We start from the raw sequence: 15,840 nt of genomic DNA, 5'->3' as shown, positions 1-15,840 counted from the left end.
TTACCTTTTATTTTACGCTAAATACGCTACTGCCGCTGCCGCTTAGAAATTTATCCCTAAACTCATTCATCTTCGGATAGAGCTTAAAGCATGGGGCAAAAAGATCGTTTAGCTCCTCGTTTTTATAAATTTCAAGTAGCTCTTTGCTCTTTAAATTTTGCATCTTTTTTGCAGCATTAACGTCTATGTATTGTAAGAAATTGCTTCTAAATTCTTGATAAACCATCGGTGTGGAGCAAAAAACATTTGGCGTGAAGATACTTAAATTTGGCACTTCATCGTCAAATTCTTTTATCATCTCGCCTATGCCGCTTACATTTGCTGCCTTGTAGCCACTTACAAAAAAGGCCACATCTGCGCCGATTTTAGAGGCTATTTGCATCAAATTTTCGCGTTTTATATTTAAATTTAGCTCGTCATTTACCATTAGTAAAAAGGTGGCGGCGTTTGAACTGCCTCCTCCTAGACCAGCACCTATTGGGATTTGTTTGTTGATGATGATTTTATGAGAGCTAAAAAACTCATCTAGCTCGTTTGAAAAGCCAGCTTTTTTTAGCTCGTCTATCGCTTTTTGGATGATGTTTTCTTTTATCTCTTTGTTGTCGCATTCGATAGCAAAAGAATTTGACCTTTTAAAATAAATTTCATCAAAAAGCTGCTCGCAAAGAACAAAACGTGACAAAATTTCGTGGTAGTTGCCTCTGGTGCCAACTACCTTCAAAAATACGTTGATCTTTGCAAAGCTTTTCATTTCTCGATTTTTTTCGCAAGCTCGTGGATATCGGCTTCGCTTGCTTTTTTGGTGGCGTGGATATTTTCGTTTTTTATATCGTTTGCCAGCTCGCTTCTTAGTATCATTGTATTGCGCGGGGCCTCGATACCAAGCTTAACGGTGCTTTTTGAGATACTTACTACGACGACTTTTATGTCGTTACCTAGTAAAATTTCTTCGTTTTCTTTTCTTGCTAAGATTAACATTTTTCTACCTTGTTTAAAGTGTAATTTATAGTATCATCCATGATTTGGATTACGCTCATAAATTTATCATAATTTAGCAAATAAATTCCTTGTGTTTGTGTTTCAAAATCGTTAATTTTTAATTTCTTGCCGTCAAGTATGTTGTTAATATCCCCAAAATACGTGTTTTGCTCAATATTTAAAAAATTGCAAATATTTAAAAATTTTTCATTTTCATAGCGAAATTTACCCTCACTTATCCTCTTTAATGAGCTTAAAGTTACATTATAACCAACTTTTTGCCCAAAAATTTCTGCATAAGAGCGGATGTAACTCCCTTCACTTACACTTAAACGAAGTGTCAAAAAGGGGTGTGAATAATTCAAAATTTCACTCTCGTAAATTTCCATTGTCTCTGGCTTTAGCTCAAATTCTTCGCCGCTTCTTGCTAGTTTGTAAGCTCTTGTGCCATTTACGTGCTTGGCGCTAAATTTTGGCGGGATATAGCTTATCTTACCAGTTAGCTCGCTTCTAATGGCTTCAAGTTTTTCTAAATTTAACTCTTTTACATTTGAAATTTCAGTGATATTTTCATTATCCATGCTAGGACTGCTAGCTCCAAGCCAGATCGTTGCCTCATAAACCTTTGGGCTTTTGTCTAAAAATCTAAAAAATTTCGTATACGAGCCAAAAGCGACTATCAAACAGCCACTCGCAAATGGATCAAGCGTACCTGAAAATCCAGCCTTTTTAACGCCATATTTTCTTTTTAGTCGTCCTAAAAAGTGGTTTGAGCTCATGCCAGCAGGCTTGTTTGCCACGAAAATGGCGTTCATACGGCCTTTTCCACGAAGCTTGACATTATCTCTCTTACATTGCCACCAAAATTTATAGTCAGTTTAAACTCTTTTTTGATCTTGCTAACCGCACTCACCCTGCCGATACCAAAAATTTTATGTTTAACAAGGTCGCCTTTTTTAAATTCATTACTCTGTTCGATAACTAGCGAGCCATGCGTTATGCCGCTCTCGCTTAAAAATCTACTCTTATTTAACCTCGTGCGCTGACCTTTGTAAAAGCGCGAATTTGCAAAGCTTAGGCTAAGTGTCCTTTTGGCCCTTGTTATCGCCACGTAAGCTAGCCTACGCTCCTCTTCGATGTCGCTACCATCGCCAATGAGCGGGAAAAATCCCTCTTCTAGGCCGATTACAAAAAGGTGCTCAAACTCAAGCCCCTTGCTCGCATGCACGCTCATGATGCTAATAGCCTCGTCGCTAATGCCATCTTGCTCGCTTGTTAGCGTGATCTCGTTTAAAAACTCCTCCAGATCAAAGCTTGGATTTTGCTTGATCTGATCTTTTAAAACAGCGTAAAACTCGTCGATGTTTGCCGCTCTTTCAGCACCATCTGGCAAGCTCTCGTAGTATTTTTTCACGCCAAATTTAGCTTCAAATTTATCTATGAGGTCAAAAACCGAGCTGCTTTCTTGAAGCTCTTTTAGGTTGTTTGCAAACTCAAGAAGGGCTGATTTTACCTTTTTACTAAAGGCTTCGTCGTTATCAGAGATGTTTGAGATCGCTTCAAAAATTGAAATTTTACCTTCAAAGGCCATTTTTTCGAGCTTATCAAGGCTCACTTTACCAAGTCCTCGCTTTGGACGATTTATAATGCGTCTTATTGAGAAGTCATCATTTGGATTATTTATCAGTCTTAGATAACTTATGATATCTTTGATCTCGGCTCTTTCGTAAAATTTAACGCCGCCTACCATTTTATAAGCGATCTGCTCTTTGTTTAGCCCATCTTCAAGCGAGCGAGAGAGTGCGTTTATGCGGTATAAGATAGCGATATCTTTTGCCTGCACGCCTTTGCTTAAAAGCTCTTTTATATTTTTTGCGATCTTGCCAGCCTCGACGCTCTCATCAAAACTCTCTATCAAATTTACAGCTTCGCCTTCGCCTTTTGTGCCCACAAGCTTCTTGCCAAGGCGGTTGCGGTTATGATCTATCAGTTCGTTTGCAGCCTTTAGTATCGCCTCGCTCGAGCGGTAGTTTTTCTCAAGTCTGATGATCTTTACGTTGCTAAACTGATCTTTGAAATTTAAGATATTATCTATCTTTGCACCGCGCCAGCCGTAGATGCTTTGGTCATCATCGCCAACCACACAGATGTTTTCGTGGCATAGACAGAGTTTTTTTAGCAGTTTATACTGAAGGTCATTTGTGTCTTGATACTCATCGACCATTATGTATTTGTAGCGGTTTGAAATTTCTCTAGCAAGATCTTCGTTTTCGTCTAAAATTTTATATGTAAGCCCTAGCAGATCGTCAAAATCAACGAGGTTGTTTGTCTTTAAATAGTCCTCGTACTTTTCATAAATTTGCGCTGCTTGCTTATAAAAGTTGTCCTTGCTTTTGTCAAATGAAGAGAAATTTGCATTTTTATAGACCTCTTCGACGCTTAAAAGCGAGTTTTTATAGTTTGAAATTTCACTTGACAAAATAGCCGTAGCGACTGGACTTTCAAAACTTTTGATGATGCGTTTTTTATCGTCTGTATCGATTATGACGAAGTTATTTTTTCTACCAAGCTTTTCTATATAGAGCTTTAAAAATAAAAGTCCAAATTTGTGAAATGTGCAAAGCAGCGGCGAGTAGTTTTTGCCACTTTGGCTTAGCATCGCCATGGCTCTGCTGCGCATCTCGTTGGCGGCTTTGTTTGTAAAAGTAAGAGTTAGCGTGTTTGCCGCGTCTATGCCGACCTCGCCGATGAGATAGGCAAGCCTAGTCGTGATCGTCTTTGTCTTGCCACTGCCAGCACCTGCTAGTATGAGCATCGCACCATCTATGTGGGTGGCTGCTTCGCGCTGGGCTTCGTTTAAATTTGATAGTAAATTTTCCATTTTTCGCTTTTTAAATTTTCTTTTGATTTTAGCCAAAAATGCTTAAAATTACTATCTTTTCTTAAATATATCTTTATTTTTTGGGTTTTGCAAAAAGACTGAGGCTGATTTTTTAGCGTGATCGACTTGCTTCTCTTTTGGCTTATAAATGGAGAAATTTACAAGGATCGGGCTATTTTCAACCAAAATTTGAACCACCGCACCAAGCGGAAAAGAGACCACTGAGGCAAAATTCTCACTACCAAAGCCAGCCTCAAAGCTAAGCTCATCTTGCGTTAGCCTAGCACTTTCAAGCGTGTAGCCACCAAGTGAGAACATAATGACTGGCATGCTAAAGCTGCCACTTATCTCATCTGGCAAGCTAGGCTCAAAGCTAACTAGCGGTAAATTTGCCATAACTGAGAAATTTAACCCCTTTTCAAGCAAAAAATCAATGCACTCATAGACGTGCATCTTCATCAAAAGCGCAAATTTCTCATCGTCTAAAATTTCGTCTAACATCTTAATCCTTTGAAATTTCTAAAAACTCATCTACTAGCTTTTTAACCTCGTTTATGCCGATCTGCCAGAAATTTTTATCATCTATGTCAAAGCCAAATTTACCCACAAGCTCCCTTGGGCTAAGGCTCCCACCAAGGCTTAAGAACTCGGTGTAAATTTCGACAAAATTTTTGCATTTACCGCTTTTATAAAGCCCAAAAAGTGCAAGCACAAGAAGCTGCGCGTAAGAGTAGGCGTAGCAGTAAAATGGCGTGTGGATGAAGTGCGGGATGTAGCTCCACCAAATTTTGTAGTAGTCATTTAGTGTGACACTTTTGCCAAACATCTTTTTGCTCTCTCTTAGCCAAATTTTATTTAGCTCATCTAGGCTGATCTCGCCCTCGTGTGCGTGCACGGCCCTTTCAAAGGTGGTGAAATTTATCTGACGGTAAAGCGTAGCAAATATATCCTCGATCTTGCCAGCAAGCAGTGAAATTTTCTCTTTTTTGCTAAGGTTTTCTTTTACGTGGTCAAAAACTAGCATCTCGCAAAAGACTGAAGCCGTCTCAGCCGTGGTTAGTGGAGTGTCTGAGTTTAGGTAGCTTACACTATATGAGAGCTTTTGATGCACGGCGTGACCAAGCTCGTGAGCCAGCGTGAAAAGATCTCTTCGCTGGTTTGTGTGATTTAGCAAAACATAAGGGTGAGTGTCGCTTGATCCTGAGTGAGAAAATGCCCCACCTCGCTTGTTTGGTGCTGGATAAACGTCGATCCAGCCGTCACTAAAGGCGCTTTTGGCTATATCGCCAAATTTAGGTGAAAATGTCCCAAACGCTTTTAAAACTATCTTTTTGCACTCATCAAATTTATACTCGCCTTCGCTGCTAAGAGGCGCGTATCTGTCGTAATCGTAAAGCTTTTTAAGGCCTAAAATCTCTCTTTTTCGCTCGTAAAATTTAGAGACTAGATCAAAATTTTTCTCAGTTACAGCAATTAGCGAATCAACGCTTTTTTTGCTGATTTGATTTTCAAGGTGTCTTGGCTCTTCAGGTAGCTTGAAATTTCGTAGCTCGCAGCTCGTTTTTAGATCGGTTTTTATCATGTTATATATGTAGCCAAGAAGGTGCTGGTGCTTGCTAAGCTCGTTTGAGAGGCTTTTTGCGGCTAGTTTTCGTACGCTTTGATCGCTCTCATGAAGCTTTGCTAAAATCTCTTCTTCGTTTAAAAGCTCGCCTTTAAATTTAAACCTCATCTTGCTCATGCTCTCATCAAAAAGCCTTGAAAAGCCCTCAGCTCCGGTGCTTGCAGTGCGAAGCAAGACTCTTTCTTCTGCAACGCTTAGTTGATGTGGTTTTGCTTTGGCTAGGTTGCTTAGATAGTAGCCATATTTTTTGGAGCTTTTTATGATCTCTTCTTGTTTTTTAGGGCTAAACTCATTAAATTTGATCTCAAAAAATATCAAATTTTCATTTGCTTTTGTCGCTATCTCATCGATCTTTGCGTAAAATGCGCCCTTGCTTGTATCTTTGGCAAAATTTAAAAAAGCATAAGTCATTACTTTTGAAATTTTAGCTATCAAGCTTTCATATTCGCCAAATGCTTTTAAAAACTCGTCTGTTTTTAAATTTTCATAAATTTCAAGGTATTTATCTTTAAATTTCTCGCACTCTTTTTGTAAATTTAGTGCGTTTTGCTCGCACTCTTTTTCGTTTGCAAAAAGTGCTTTTAGATCCCAAATTTGCATATTTATCCTTTAAATTTTTGGGACATTTTACAAAAAAATGGATAAAAGTAAAATTTCAGCCAAAATTTAGCTGAAATTTTACTGAGGATTATTCTGAAGTCTCTGAGGCTACGGCTGTAAAAAGCACGTCTGATGAGCTATTTAACGCAGTTTCAACTGAATCTTGGATGACGCCTATCGTAAAGCCAACTGTTACAAATTGCATAGCGATGTCATTGCCGATACCAAAAAGTCCGCACGCTAATGGCACTAGAAGCAGTGAGCCGCCAGCCACGCCAGATGCGCCGCATGCGCCAAGGGCTGAGATGAAGCATAGAAGTAGTGCATCGCCAAATGTAACTGTGATAGATGGGATAGAATTTACCGCAGTAAGCGCTAAGATACTAATAGTAACTGCCGCACCGCCCATGTTTATGGTGGCTCCTAGTGGGATAGAGATCGAGTAGAGCTCCTCTTTTAGTCCAAGCTTTTTGCAAAGCGCCATATTTACTGGGATGTTTGCAGCTGAACTTCTTGTAAAAAACGCTGAGATCGCGCTCTCTTTTAGGCAGATCATAACAAGTGGATAAGGATTTTTCTTAGTTAGTGCAAAAACCATCGCTGGATAGACGATAAATGCCACAACAAGCATCGCTCCAACAAGAACTAAGATCAGTTTTAGATATCCTGCAAGTGCCTCAAATCCAGTATCATGAATGCTGATAGCAACCATACCAAAGATACCAAACGGAGCTAGTCTAATTATAAATTTAACGATATGAGTTACGCCGTCGCTTATATCTTTAAATACTTTTTTGGTCTCAGGTGTAGCATATCTCATAGCGATACCACCACCTATCGCCCAAGTGATGATGCCTATATAGTTTCCGTTTGCTAGAGCGGTTATCGGATTTTCGACCATTTTATAGATAAGGTCTTTTAGCACATTTGTGATGCCTTGAGGTGCTGACATATCAGCGCTTTGCAGACCTTTTAGCGGTATCTCGATAGGAAATAAAAAGCTTGCAATAACCGCCACAACAGCTGCTAAAAATGTGCCCACAAGATAGAGTGTGATGATCTTTTGCATGCCTTTTGTATGACCAAAATCTTTTAAAATGATAGAGGTTGCAACTAGGACAAAAACAAGAATAGGTGCGATCGCTTTTAAAGCGCCTTTAAACAAATCTCCTAAAACTGAGACTGAAGCAGCGATAGAATCAGCCGAACTAGCCTTTTCTTTGGCCTCATCAAGCTGTTTTGCTTCATCTTGGCTAAGGCGAGTTTTTATGACTTCATCTACGCTTAAGCCACTCTCTTTTTGGATGGTTTGAATTTTAGCTGAGATTTGGTTGTAAGGGGTTGCTTGATAATGTGTGTAAAAGCCAACTAGGGCACCTAGGATGATACCAACTAAAATTTGAACGATCAAATTTCCATCGGCGTATCTTCTTGCAATGTTTTTAAACATATTCATTTGACACCTTAATAAATTAGTTTTTTGTTGATTCTAGCTAAATGATTTTTAAATATAAAGAAATTTAAAAAGATTAATTCGCTTTTTATATAGATTTGTTACAATTGCACGAAAATTTAACCAAGGAAAAGGACGAAAATGTATCTATTTACTTCTGAAGTTGTAAGTCCAGGTCATCCAGATAAATGCGCTGATATCATCGCTGATAGCATTGTTGATACTATCTTAACACAAGATCCAAATGGACGCGTCGCAAGCGAAGTTTTTGTAGCTGGAAAAAATATAGTAATAGGCGGAGAGATAAACTCAAAGGTAAAACTCTCTTATAAAGACTACGAAAAGATCGTAAAAGACGCTCTTGCGCATATTGGATATGACGGAAAGAGTAACTTTACAAAAGAGCAGTGCTTGCATCCAGATGATATCGAGGTTAAAGTTTGTTTAAATCAACAAAGTCCAGATATAAATCAAGGCGTTGATCAAAGTGATGGCGAGATCGGAGCAGGTGATCAAGGCATCATGTTTGGCTTTGCAAGCTGCGAAGCGAAAGAATTTATGCCAGCAGCTATAACTTACGCAAGAATGCTTTGTGAAAAAGTATATAAATTTGCCAAAGCAAACCCTGATAAACTTGGTGTTGATATAAAAACTCAAGTTACGATTGATTACGGTAGTAAAGACAACTTTGAAAACTGCAAACCTCAAAGTATCCATACCATCGTCGTTTCAGCCCCTTGCGTGGAGAGCATGAAGATAGAAGAGCTTCGCGCACTAATACAAAATTTAATAGATGAAACTGGCCTTCCAAAAGAGCTATATAATAAAGAAAAAACGATCATCTATATAAATCCAACAGGTAGATATGTAAATCACAGCTCACTGCACGATAGTGGTTTAACAGGCAGAAAACTAATCGTTGATAGCTTTGGTGGATATAGCCCAATAGGCGGTGGCGCTCAGTCAAGCAAGGACTACACAAAGGTTGATCGCAGCGGACTTTACGCAGCGCGCTGGATAGCTAAAAATATCGTTGCAGCTGGCCTTGCTAAAAAATGTATCGTTCAGATAAGCTATGCAATTGGCGTTGCAAAGCCAACTTCAGTTAGTGTTGATACTATGGGAACTCACGCAAACGGCGTAAATGACGATATGCTTTCAAATTTTGTAAGCGAGCATTTTTCTCTAACACCTCGCTGGATAACTAATAAATTTGGTCTTGATAAGCCAAGCAAAGAGACATTTTTATATGCAAAAGTAGCTGCAAAAGGTCAAGTGGGAAATGCAAAATACCCTTGGGAAAAGCTTGATGCGGTTGATACTTTCAAGGCTTTACTAAAAAAATAATCAAAAAAGTGGCTTTATCTAAAGCCACTTTAAATTTCTTTTAAAACTCATCCCAAAACGCTTTTTTAGGCTTTATTATCTCACTTTTTGAGCCATTTACGCTGTGATAGACCGCTTTATTATACTTTGTAGCAAGGTGTTTTATAAGTAGTCTTTGAAACACAGGTTCGCTACTTGGCACAAACCAGCCGTTGTTTGTGATAGCCACGACCACGTCAAATTCGCCCTTATAAAGCTCCTCTCTTGTTGCCTCATAGCAGATAGCATTTCTTATTTTAACCCCGTCTATCTCATAGTCACTAAAATTTTCCGCCTTCTTAAAGTCGCTAGCTCCGCCAAAAAATAGCTTATTTACCGCATCTTGCATAAATTTTGGCAGAGGAATTTCTTCTCCAAATGGCACTAAAAATTTCTTATCCATTCGTCTAAGGGCGCCATATTGAAACAAAAATGCAGAGTTATAAATTTGCTTATTTTCATAAGCAAGCGCGCCAGCTACGATAGTTATCTGTTTTGAAAGCTCTTTTAGCTCATCAACAAGCAGTGGCTCATTTGTCATAAATAGTGGAAACGCACTCTCTGGAAGCACGATGAGACGTTTTTGCTCGGCTATGGCGTTACTTATCATGTCTAAATTTTCATTTGTAAATTTCATGCGCAAGCTTTTATCCCAGCGCACTCTTTGAGCGACATTGGTATTTACTAGCTCCACGTCAAATGGCAGAGTCTTTGCCTCGTTACTTTTAAACTGCAAAGCTGCGATCAGGCAGATAAAAGCTAGGATAAATTTTAAAATTTTACCTTTTAAACTCAAAGAAATAGCTGCTAAAAATATAAATATAAGCCCTCTCGTGCTTGGTTCAAAAGCGCCTAAAACAAGCGTTGCTTCAAGGTTAAACCAATTAAAGCCAAATGGATGCACGTAGCTTATTAAAAATAGCAAAACGGCTCTTAGTGCCACAAAGCTTGGAAAAGAGGCTATCCAAAACAAAAGTCCATAAACAAGGGCTACAAAGAGGATGACAAATGGGATAAGCCAGACAAGCTCATAGTAGATAAAGCTAAAGCCGATCCAGTAAAACCACAAAATTCCAGTGAAAAATCCAGCTGCGAAAAATCCAGCCCTGCTTAAATTTATGACTATGTAAATTCCAGCTAGCGTGAGAAAAGGTGAGATGAAATTTAAAATTTGATTTTCAGCCATGGCTAAAAAAATGAAATTAGAAAGCAAAAAAGCACCGACAAAGGCTTTTATTATAATTTTAGTGCTAAAATGTCCATTTAAAAATCTTACAAATAAGGAAATCCATGCAAAACGCTGATTTTTTAACATCATTACTACCTCTTGTTGTGCTTTTCGCCATATTTTACTTTTTGGTTATCAGACCTCAACAAAAACAACAAAAAGCCCACGCAGCAATGCTTGCAGCTCTTGACAAAGGCGATAAGATAGTAACTAATGGCGGACTTATATGCGAAGTGATTAAAGCCGAAAATGATTTTATCAAAGTTAAACTTAACGATGATGTAATCGTTCGTATAGCACGCGAGTTTGTAGCTAAAAAGATCGAAGATAAATAATGCGTAACGCAAGAGTTACATATAGGCTGATTATATTAATATTGGCCTTGGTTTTTGGTTTTGGCTTTTCGGTGCCATCTTTCTTTCAGACCCAAAGCGGAGCTAAAATTTCGCTAGGACTTGACCTTCAAGGTGGTCTTCATATGCTTCTTGGTGTTGAAACTAACGAAGCCATCCACTCTAAGATCAAGTCAATCGCTGGAAGCATAAATTATTATGCCAAAAAAGAAGATGTGCTCATTGATAAATTTAAGATAAAAGAAGATAGTGTTGATTTTGCGCTACTTGATAGTGACGAGGCTCCAAAGGTTGATAAAGCGCTTGCTGAGATAAAAGGGCTTAATATCAAAAAAGATGGTCTAAACTATCACATCACTCTTACAGAGCAAGAGAGGCTTGATACGATCGAGTATGCGATCTCGCAAGCTGTTGAGACCATTAGAAACAGGCTTGATCAGTTTGGTCTAGCTGAGCCAACAGTCGCTAGACAAGGCAAAGATAATATCCTAGTCGAGCTTCCTGGCATAAAAACCGAAGAGGACGAGCAAAGAGCGAGAGATCTTATCGCAAAGGCTGCTCACTTGCAGCTTATGGCAGTTGATGACAAAAGACAAGATCAGGCTAATACCATGAGCGAGGCCGAGGCTGAAAGCTATGGTGACGTGATCTTTAAAGATGCTAAAAATGACCGCGTAAAATATGTCGTTAAAAATATCCCAGTGCTTGATGGCTCGATGCTAACTGACGCAAAGGTTGCATTTTCTCAGCAAAATAACCTACCGATCATAAATTTCACACTAAATTCAGAAGGTGCTAGAATTTTTGGTGATTTTACTGGTGCAAATGTCGGTAAAAGGCTTGCTATCGTGCTTGATGGTAAGGTATATTCAGCTCCAGTTATAAATGAAAGAATAGGTGGCGGCAGCGGCCAGATCAGTGGTGGCTTTACACTTGATGAGGCTCACGACGTAGCGATCGCGCTTAGAAGTGGCGCACTTTTAGCACCTGTTAAGATGCTAGAAAAAAGAAGTGTCGGTCCATCTTTAGGACAAGAGAGTATAAACCAAAGCATGGTAGCTCTTGCTGCTGGATCTATTTTAGTAGTGCTATTTATGCTAGTTTATTATGGAATTTCTGGAATTTTTGCAAATATTGCGCTAGTTGCAGACGTCGTTATTTTAGTCGCTGTTATGGCGCTTTTTGGAGCGACGCTTACTCTGCCAGGTATGGCTGGTATCGTGCTAACGATTGGTATGGCAGTTGATGCAAACGTCATCATAAATGAGCGTATCCGTGAGCTTTTACGTGAAGGCGTGGCGATAAGGACAGCTGTCCAAAAGGGATATGAGCACGCTATGAGTGCGATTATTGATTCAAACTTAACTACCATCATCACAGTTGCAGTGCTCTATGCTTATGGCACTGGTCCAGTTAAAGGCTTTGCTGTGACAATGGCGATAGGTATCATGGCTTCGATGCTAACGGCCATTTTAGGCACACATGGCATGTTTGATGCAGTCATGGACAAGATAGAAAAAAGCGGAAATACCAGACTTTGGTTTGGTTATAAAAGGAGCTAGGGATGCAAATTTTTACTAAGGCAAAAGTTTATGATTTTATGCGGTTTAGATTTGTGTCACTCGCATTTTCTATATTTTTATTTGTTGGTTCGATCTTTTTACTTGCAACAAAGGGTCTAAACTACGGCATCGATTTTTCTGGTGGTACGCTTATCCAGCTAAAATACGACACCAAGGCGCCGCTTGATAAAATTCGCGACGCTTTTGGCACAAATGAAGTGCTTAAAAACGCCTCTGTTACTGAGTTTGGAAGCGAAGATGAGGCTGTTATTAGATTTTCAGGATCAAGTTCAAATTTAACTGGTGACATCGGCACTGAGATAAAGCAAATTTTAAAAGATACTGGAAATTTTGAAGTAAGACGTGTTGATATCGTTGGTCCAAAGGTTGGTGACGAGCTTAGGCAAAAGGGCTTGATGGCTCTTGGAATTTCACTAATTGGTGTGCTTCTTTATATCACATTTAGATTTGAATGGCGTTTTGCGCTAGCTGCGATCGCAACTGAAATTCACGATATCGTTATAACTGTTGGCGCTATTTCGCTATTTGATATCGATGTAAATTTGGACACACTAGCGGCTGTATTAACGGTGCTTGGCTACTCGCTAAACGATACGATCATCATTTTTGATAGGATCAGAGAAGGCATCAAAGAGAGCAAGAGAACCGATATCGAGGGCGTTATCAACGAGTCAGTCTCAGCCACACTTTCAAGAACTATCCTAACTTCAGCCACTACGATGATGACTGTTGTTGTGCTATTTTTGTTTGGCGGAGATATGATACATGGATTTTCATTTATTCTTATCGTTGGTATAGTTATAGGAACGATCAGCTCGATCTACATCTCATCACCATTTCTTATCTGGTTTAAATTTAGCATCGAGCATTTTAGAGCTAGAGAGGCTGAGAAGCAAAGGATCAAAAAAGAGCGTGATAAAGAACGTGCTATGTTTGAAAAAGGCGTTGTGTAAGGAGGGATAATGAACTGGGGAAAAGTTATCTACATATTTTTTGCGTTGATGAGTCTTACGACTACGGCGGAGTTTTTATATGATAAAAACGAGATCGCCCTTTTTGTGGCAGCTAGTATAAATTTAGTTTCTACGCTACTTAAGATTGGCGTTAAAAATTTACTATCAGCTGAGCTTTTTGCAAGCTCGCTGGTTGCTGATTTGCACCTTATACCAGCTTTTGTTATTTTGCAAGTATCTGAAAATGCAACTCTTAGCTATTCATTAGCTATTGGCGCAGTCATTGCAAATATATTTTCACTAGCCTTGGTATTAATAGAATCAAGCAAATCACAAGAAGAATTTTAGGAGAAAAAATGGCTGAGAAGAGAAAATATGAGCCTTTAAAGATAGAAAAAAAATGGCAAGAAATTTGGGATAAAAATGAGGAATTTGAACCAAAAGACGATCTAAGCTTGCCAAAAAAATATATCCTAAGTATGTTTCCGTATCCAAGCGGACGCATACACATGGGACATGTGAGAAACTACTCTATCGGCGATGCGCTGGCTAGATCATATAGAAAAAGCGGTTTTAACGTACTTCATCCTATCGGCTTTGATAGCTTTGGTATGCCAGCTGAAAATGCAGCCATAAAACATAAAATTCACCCTAAAATTTGGACTTACGAAAATATCGACTATATGAAAAAGGAGCTTGCAAGCCTTGGTTTTTCGTTTTCTAAAAAGAGAATTTTAGCTACATCTGACCCACTTTACACAAAGTGGGAGCAAAGCTTTTTTATAAAGATGTTTGAAAAAGGACTTGTTTATAGAAAAAATGCCATCGTAAACTGGTGTGAGTACGATCAAACCGTGCTTGCAAACGAGCAGGTTGAAGACGGAAAATGTTGGAGATGCGGTAATGATGTTGTGCAAAAAGAGCTTCCAGGATATTACTTCAATATCACAAAATACGCTAGCGAGCTACTTGAAGATCTAAAACTACTTGAAGGCAAATGGCCAAATCAAGTCATCACAATGCAAGAAAACTGGATCGGCAGAAGCTACGGCTTGGAGTTTAAATTTAGCCTTGATGAGGCATCAAAAGAGACTTTGGGCGGTAAATTTGATGGTTTTGAGGTCTTTACAACAAGACCTGATACGATTTACGGCGTTAGCTACACAGCTCTTGCGCCAGAGCATCCTATCGTAAAAGCGCTTCTCGAAAGTGATAAATTTGATGAAAGCAAAAAAGCAAAGATAAAAGCAATACTTAATCAAAGCCCAAGAGAGCGTCAAGCAAGTGATAAAGATGGAGAATTTTTAGGAATTTACGTCGTTCACCCACTCACAAATGAAAAGATCCCAGTTTGGGTTGCAAATTTCATCCTAGCTGACTACGGCAGTGGCGCTATCATGGCTGTTCCTGCTCATGATCAAAGAGACTTCGAGTTTGCAAACAAATTTAATCTACCTATAAAACCAGTCGTAAAGCCGCTTGAGGGTGAAAATGACGGCTCTAAGGCGTACTCAGAATACGGAGTTGCTATAAATTCTGAGCTTATAAACGGCCTTAGCTCAGAGGATGCCAAAAGCTTTATAATAGAGAAATTTGAAAAAGATGGCCTTGGCAAAAGGATCACAAACTACAAACTAAGAGACTGGGGAATTTCTCGCCAAAGATACTGGGGTGCGCCGATACCTGTCGTGCACTGCAAATGCTGCGGCGTAGTGCCTGAAAAAGAGGAAAATTTACCTATCGCACTGCCTGAAGATGTAAAGATCACAGGCGAGGGCAACCCACTTGATAAACATCCAACTTGGAAATTTACAAAGTGTCCAAAATGTGGCCAAGACGCGATCAGAGAGACTGATACGATGGATACATTCGTAGAGAGTAGCTGGTATTTTGCTAGATTTGCAAGTGATGAGAAGAGTTGGGAGCAAAAAGCACTTGATGAAAAGAGCGTGAATTATTGGATGAATGTAGATCAGTATATCGGCGGTATCGAGCATGCGATATTACACCTTTTATACGCTAGATTTTTCCAAAAGGTCTTAAGAGACCTTGGCTATCTAAGAGACGATGAGCCGTTTGAAAATTTACTAACTCAAGGCATGGTCTTAAAAGATGGCAAAAAGATGAGTAAAAGCAAGGGCAACGTCGTAGATCCTGATGATATCATAAATAGATACGGCGCTGATACGGCAAGGCTATTTATCCTATTTGCTGCTCCTCCTCAAAAAGAGCTTGAGTGGAACGACAGCGCAGTTGAGGGCGCATTTAGGTTTTTAAATAGGCTTTGGGAGAAGGCGCAAACTATCAAAAAGATAGATAAACTGCCTGAGATAGATCATGAAAGTCTAAATAAAGATGAGAAATTTGCAAGGCTTAAAATTTATGAAGCACTTAAAAAATCAACCGAGGTTTTTGGCGATACATTTGCTTTTAACACTTTAATCGCTGCTTGCATGGAGGCACTAAACGCTATAAATGCGCAGGATAATGAGAACGTAAATGCTGAGGGCTTTTTCATCATCTTAAATTTACTAGAGCCTATCGTGCCGCATATCGCAAATGAGCTTAGCGAAGAGCTTTTTGGCAGAAAAAATTTCACAAAGATAGCTGTAAAAGAAGAGGTCTTTGTAAAAGATAGCATCGCTCTTGCAGTTACAGTTAATGGCAAAAAAAGGGCTGAGTTTGAAGTAGCAGCAAGCGAAAGTGAGAGTGAAATTTTAAAACAAGCTAAGCAAAATGTGGCTAAGTGGCTTGAGGGAAAAGAAATTTTAAAAGAGATTTATATAAAAGGCAAATTAGTAAATTTTGTCATTAAAGGATAA

Annotated in this window: 14 protein-coding genes; 6 read left to right on the top strand and 8 right to left on the bottom strand. The window is 39.1% G+C overall.

The window, feature by feature from the left end; translation table 11 throughout:
• Nucleotides 1–7: 7 nt before the first annotated feature.
• The 7 genes from CVT07_RS05780 to sstT form a co-directional block, all read right to left on the bottom strand.
• Nucleotides 8–751 (bottom strand): 4-(cytidine 5'-diphospho)-2-C-methyl-D-erythritol kinase, encoded by a 744-nt coding sequence (locus CVT07_RS05780; protein WP_107935856.1) that lies wholly within the window; start codon nucleotides 749–751, stop codon nucleotides 8–10.
• Nucleotides 748–978, bottom strand: coding sequence for a carbon storage regulator CsrA (csrA, locus tag CVT07_RS05775; protein WP_002941828.1), 231 nt, complete (start codon nucleotides 976–978; stop codon nucleotides 748–750). The genes CVT07_RS05780 and csrA overlap by 4 nt, the downstream gene beginning before the upstream one ends.
• On the bottom strand, nucleotides 972–1,793 hold the full coding sequence (gene truB / locus CVT07_RS05770; protein WP_107935858.1) for a tRNA pseudouridine(55) synthase TruB: 822 nt from the start codon (nucleotides 1,791–1,793) through the stop codon (nucleotides 972–974). Before truB ends, csrA begins: the two co-directional genes overlap by 7 nt.
• On the bottom strand, nucleotides 1,790–3,859 hold the full coding sequence (locus CVT07_RS05765) for an ATP-dependent helicase (protein WP_107935860.1): 2,070 nt from the start codon (nucleotides 3,857–3,859) through the stop codon (nucleotides 1,790–1,792). The genes truB and CVT07_RS05765 overlap by 4 nt, the downstream gene beginning before the upstream one ends.
• Nucleotides 3,860–3,910: 51 nt before the next feature.
• Nucleotides 3,911–4,360: a hypothetical protein gene (locus tag CVT07_RS05760; RefSeq protein ID WP_009294069.1), complete on the bottom strand. Its 450-nt coding sequence runs from the start codon at nucleotides 4,358–4,360 to the stop codon at nucleotides 3,911–3,913.
• A 1-nt stretch (nucleotide 4,361) separates the two neighbouring features.
• Nucleotides 4,362–6,083: a M3 family oligoendopeptidase gene (locus CVT07_RS05755; RefSeq protein ID WP_107935861.1), complete on the bottom strand. Its 1,722-nt coding sequence runs from the start codon at nucleotides 6,081–6,083 to the stop codon at nucleotides 4,362–4,364.
• An 88-nt stretch (nucleotides 6,084–6,171) separates the two neighbouring features.
• Entirely contained in the window at nucleotides 6,172–7,539 is a 1,368-nt protein-coding gene (gene sstT, locus CVT07_RS05750; protein ID WP_430393989.1) for a serine/threonine transporter SstT, read from the bottom strand.
• A gap of 138 nt (nucleotides 7,540–7,677) precedes the next feature.
• Here sstT and metK point away from each other — a divergent pair, with 138 nt between their 5' ends.
• The gene (metK, locus tag CVT07_RS05745; RefSeq protein WP_021084435.1) at nucleotides 7,678–8,883 is read left to right on the top strand and encodes a methionine adenosyltransferase; all 1,206 of its coding nucleotides are present in this window, start codon (nucleotides 7,678–7,680) and stop codon (nucleotides 8,881–8,883) included.
• Nucleotides 8,884–8,923: 40 nt separating this feature from the next.
• On the opposite strand, the gene CVT07_RS05740 is transcribed toward metK, so the two are convergent.
• Entirely contained in the window at nucleotides 8,924–10,216 is a 1,293-nt protein-coding gene (locus tag CVT07_RS05740) for an apolipoprotein N-acyltransferase (protein ID WP_188117044.1), read from the bottom strand.
• Between CVT07_RS05740 and yajC the strand changes: the two genes are divergently transcribed.
• The 5 genes from yajC to leuS are packed head-to-tail and all read left to right on the top strand — an operon-like array spanning nucleotide 10,192 to nucleotide 15,840.
• On the top strand, nucleotides 10,192–10,464 hold the full coding sequence (gene yajC / locus CVT07_RS05735) for a preprotein translocase subunit YajC (protein WP_002941849.1): 273 nt from the start codon (nucleotides 10,192–10,194) through the stop codon (nucleotides 10,462–10,464). The two genes, CVT07_RS05740 and yajC, sit on opposite strands and share 25 nt — an antisense overlap.
• The gene (gene secD, locus CVT07_RS05730; protein ID WP_103631524.1) at nucleotides 10,464–12,044 is read left to right on the top strand and encodes a protein translocase subunit SecD; all 1,581 of its coding nucleotides are present in this window, start codon (nucleotides 10,464–10,466) and stop codon (nucleotides 12,042–12,044) included. The genes yajC and secD overlap by 1 nt, the downstream gene beginning before the upstream one ends.
• A 2-nt stretch (nucleotides 12,045–12,046) precedes the next feature.
• A complete protein-coding gene (gene secF, locus CVT07_RS05725; protein ID WP_012139969.1) occupies nucleotides 12,047–13,018 on the top strand; it encodes a protein translocase subunit SecF in 972 nt (323 codons plus the stop codon).
• A gap of 9 nt (nucleotides 13,019–13,027) precedes the next feature.
• Entirely contained in the window at nucleotides 13,028–13,366 is a 339-nt protein-coding gene (locus tag CVT07_RS05720) for a DUF6394 family protein (RefSeq protein ID WP_002942000.1), read from the top strand.
• 8 nt (nucleotides 13,367–13,374) lie between these two features.
• A complete protein-coding gene (gene leuS / locus CVT07_RS05715) occupies nucleotides 13,375–15,840 on the top strand; it encodes a leucine--tRNA ligase (protein ID WP_107935865.1) in 2,466 nt (821 codons plus the stop codon).

Origin of the sequence: Campylobacter concisus (genome assembly GCF_003048875.2) — a bacterium.
In the GTDB taxonomy this organism is placed as follows: domain Bacteria; phylum Campylobacterota; class Campylobacteria; order Campylobacterales; family Campylobacteraceae; genus Campylobacter_A; species Campylobacter_A concisus_AU.
This window is presented reverse-complemented; position numbering and strand designations above follow the sequence as displayed.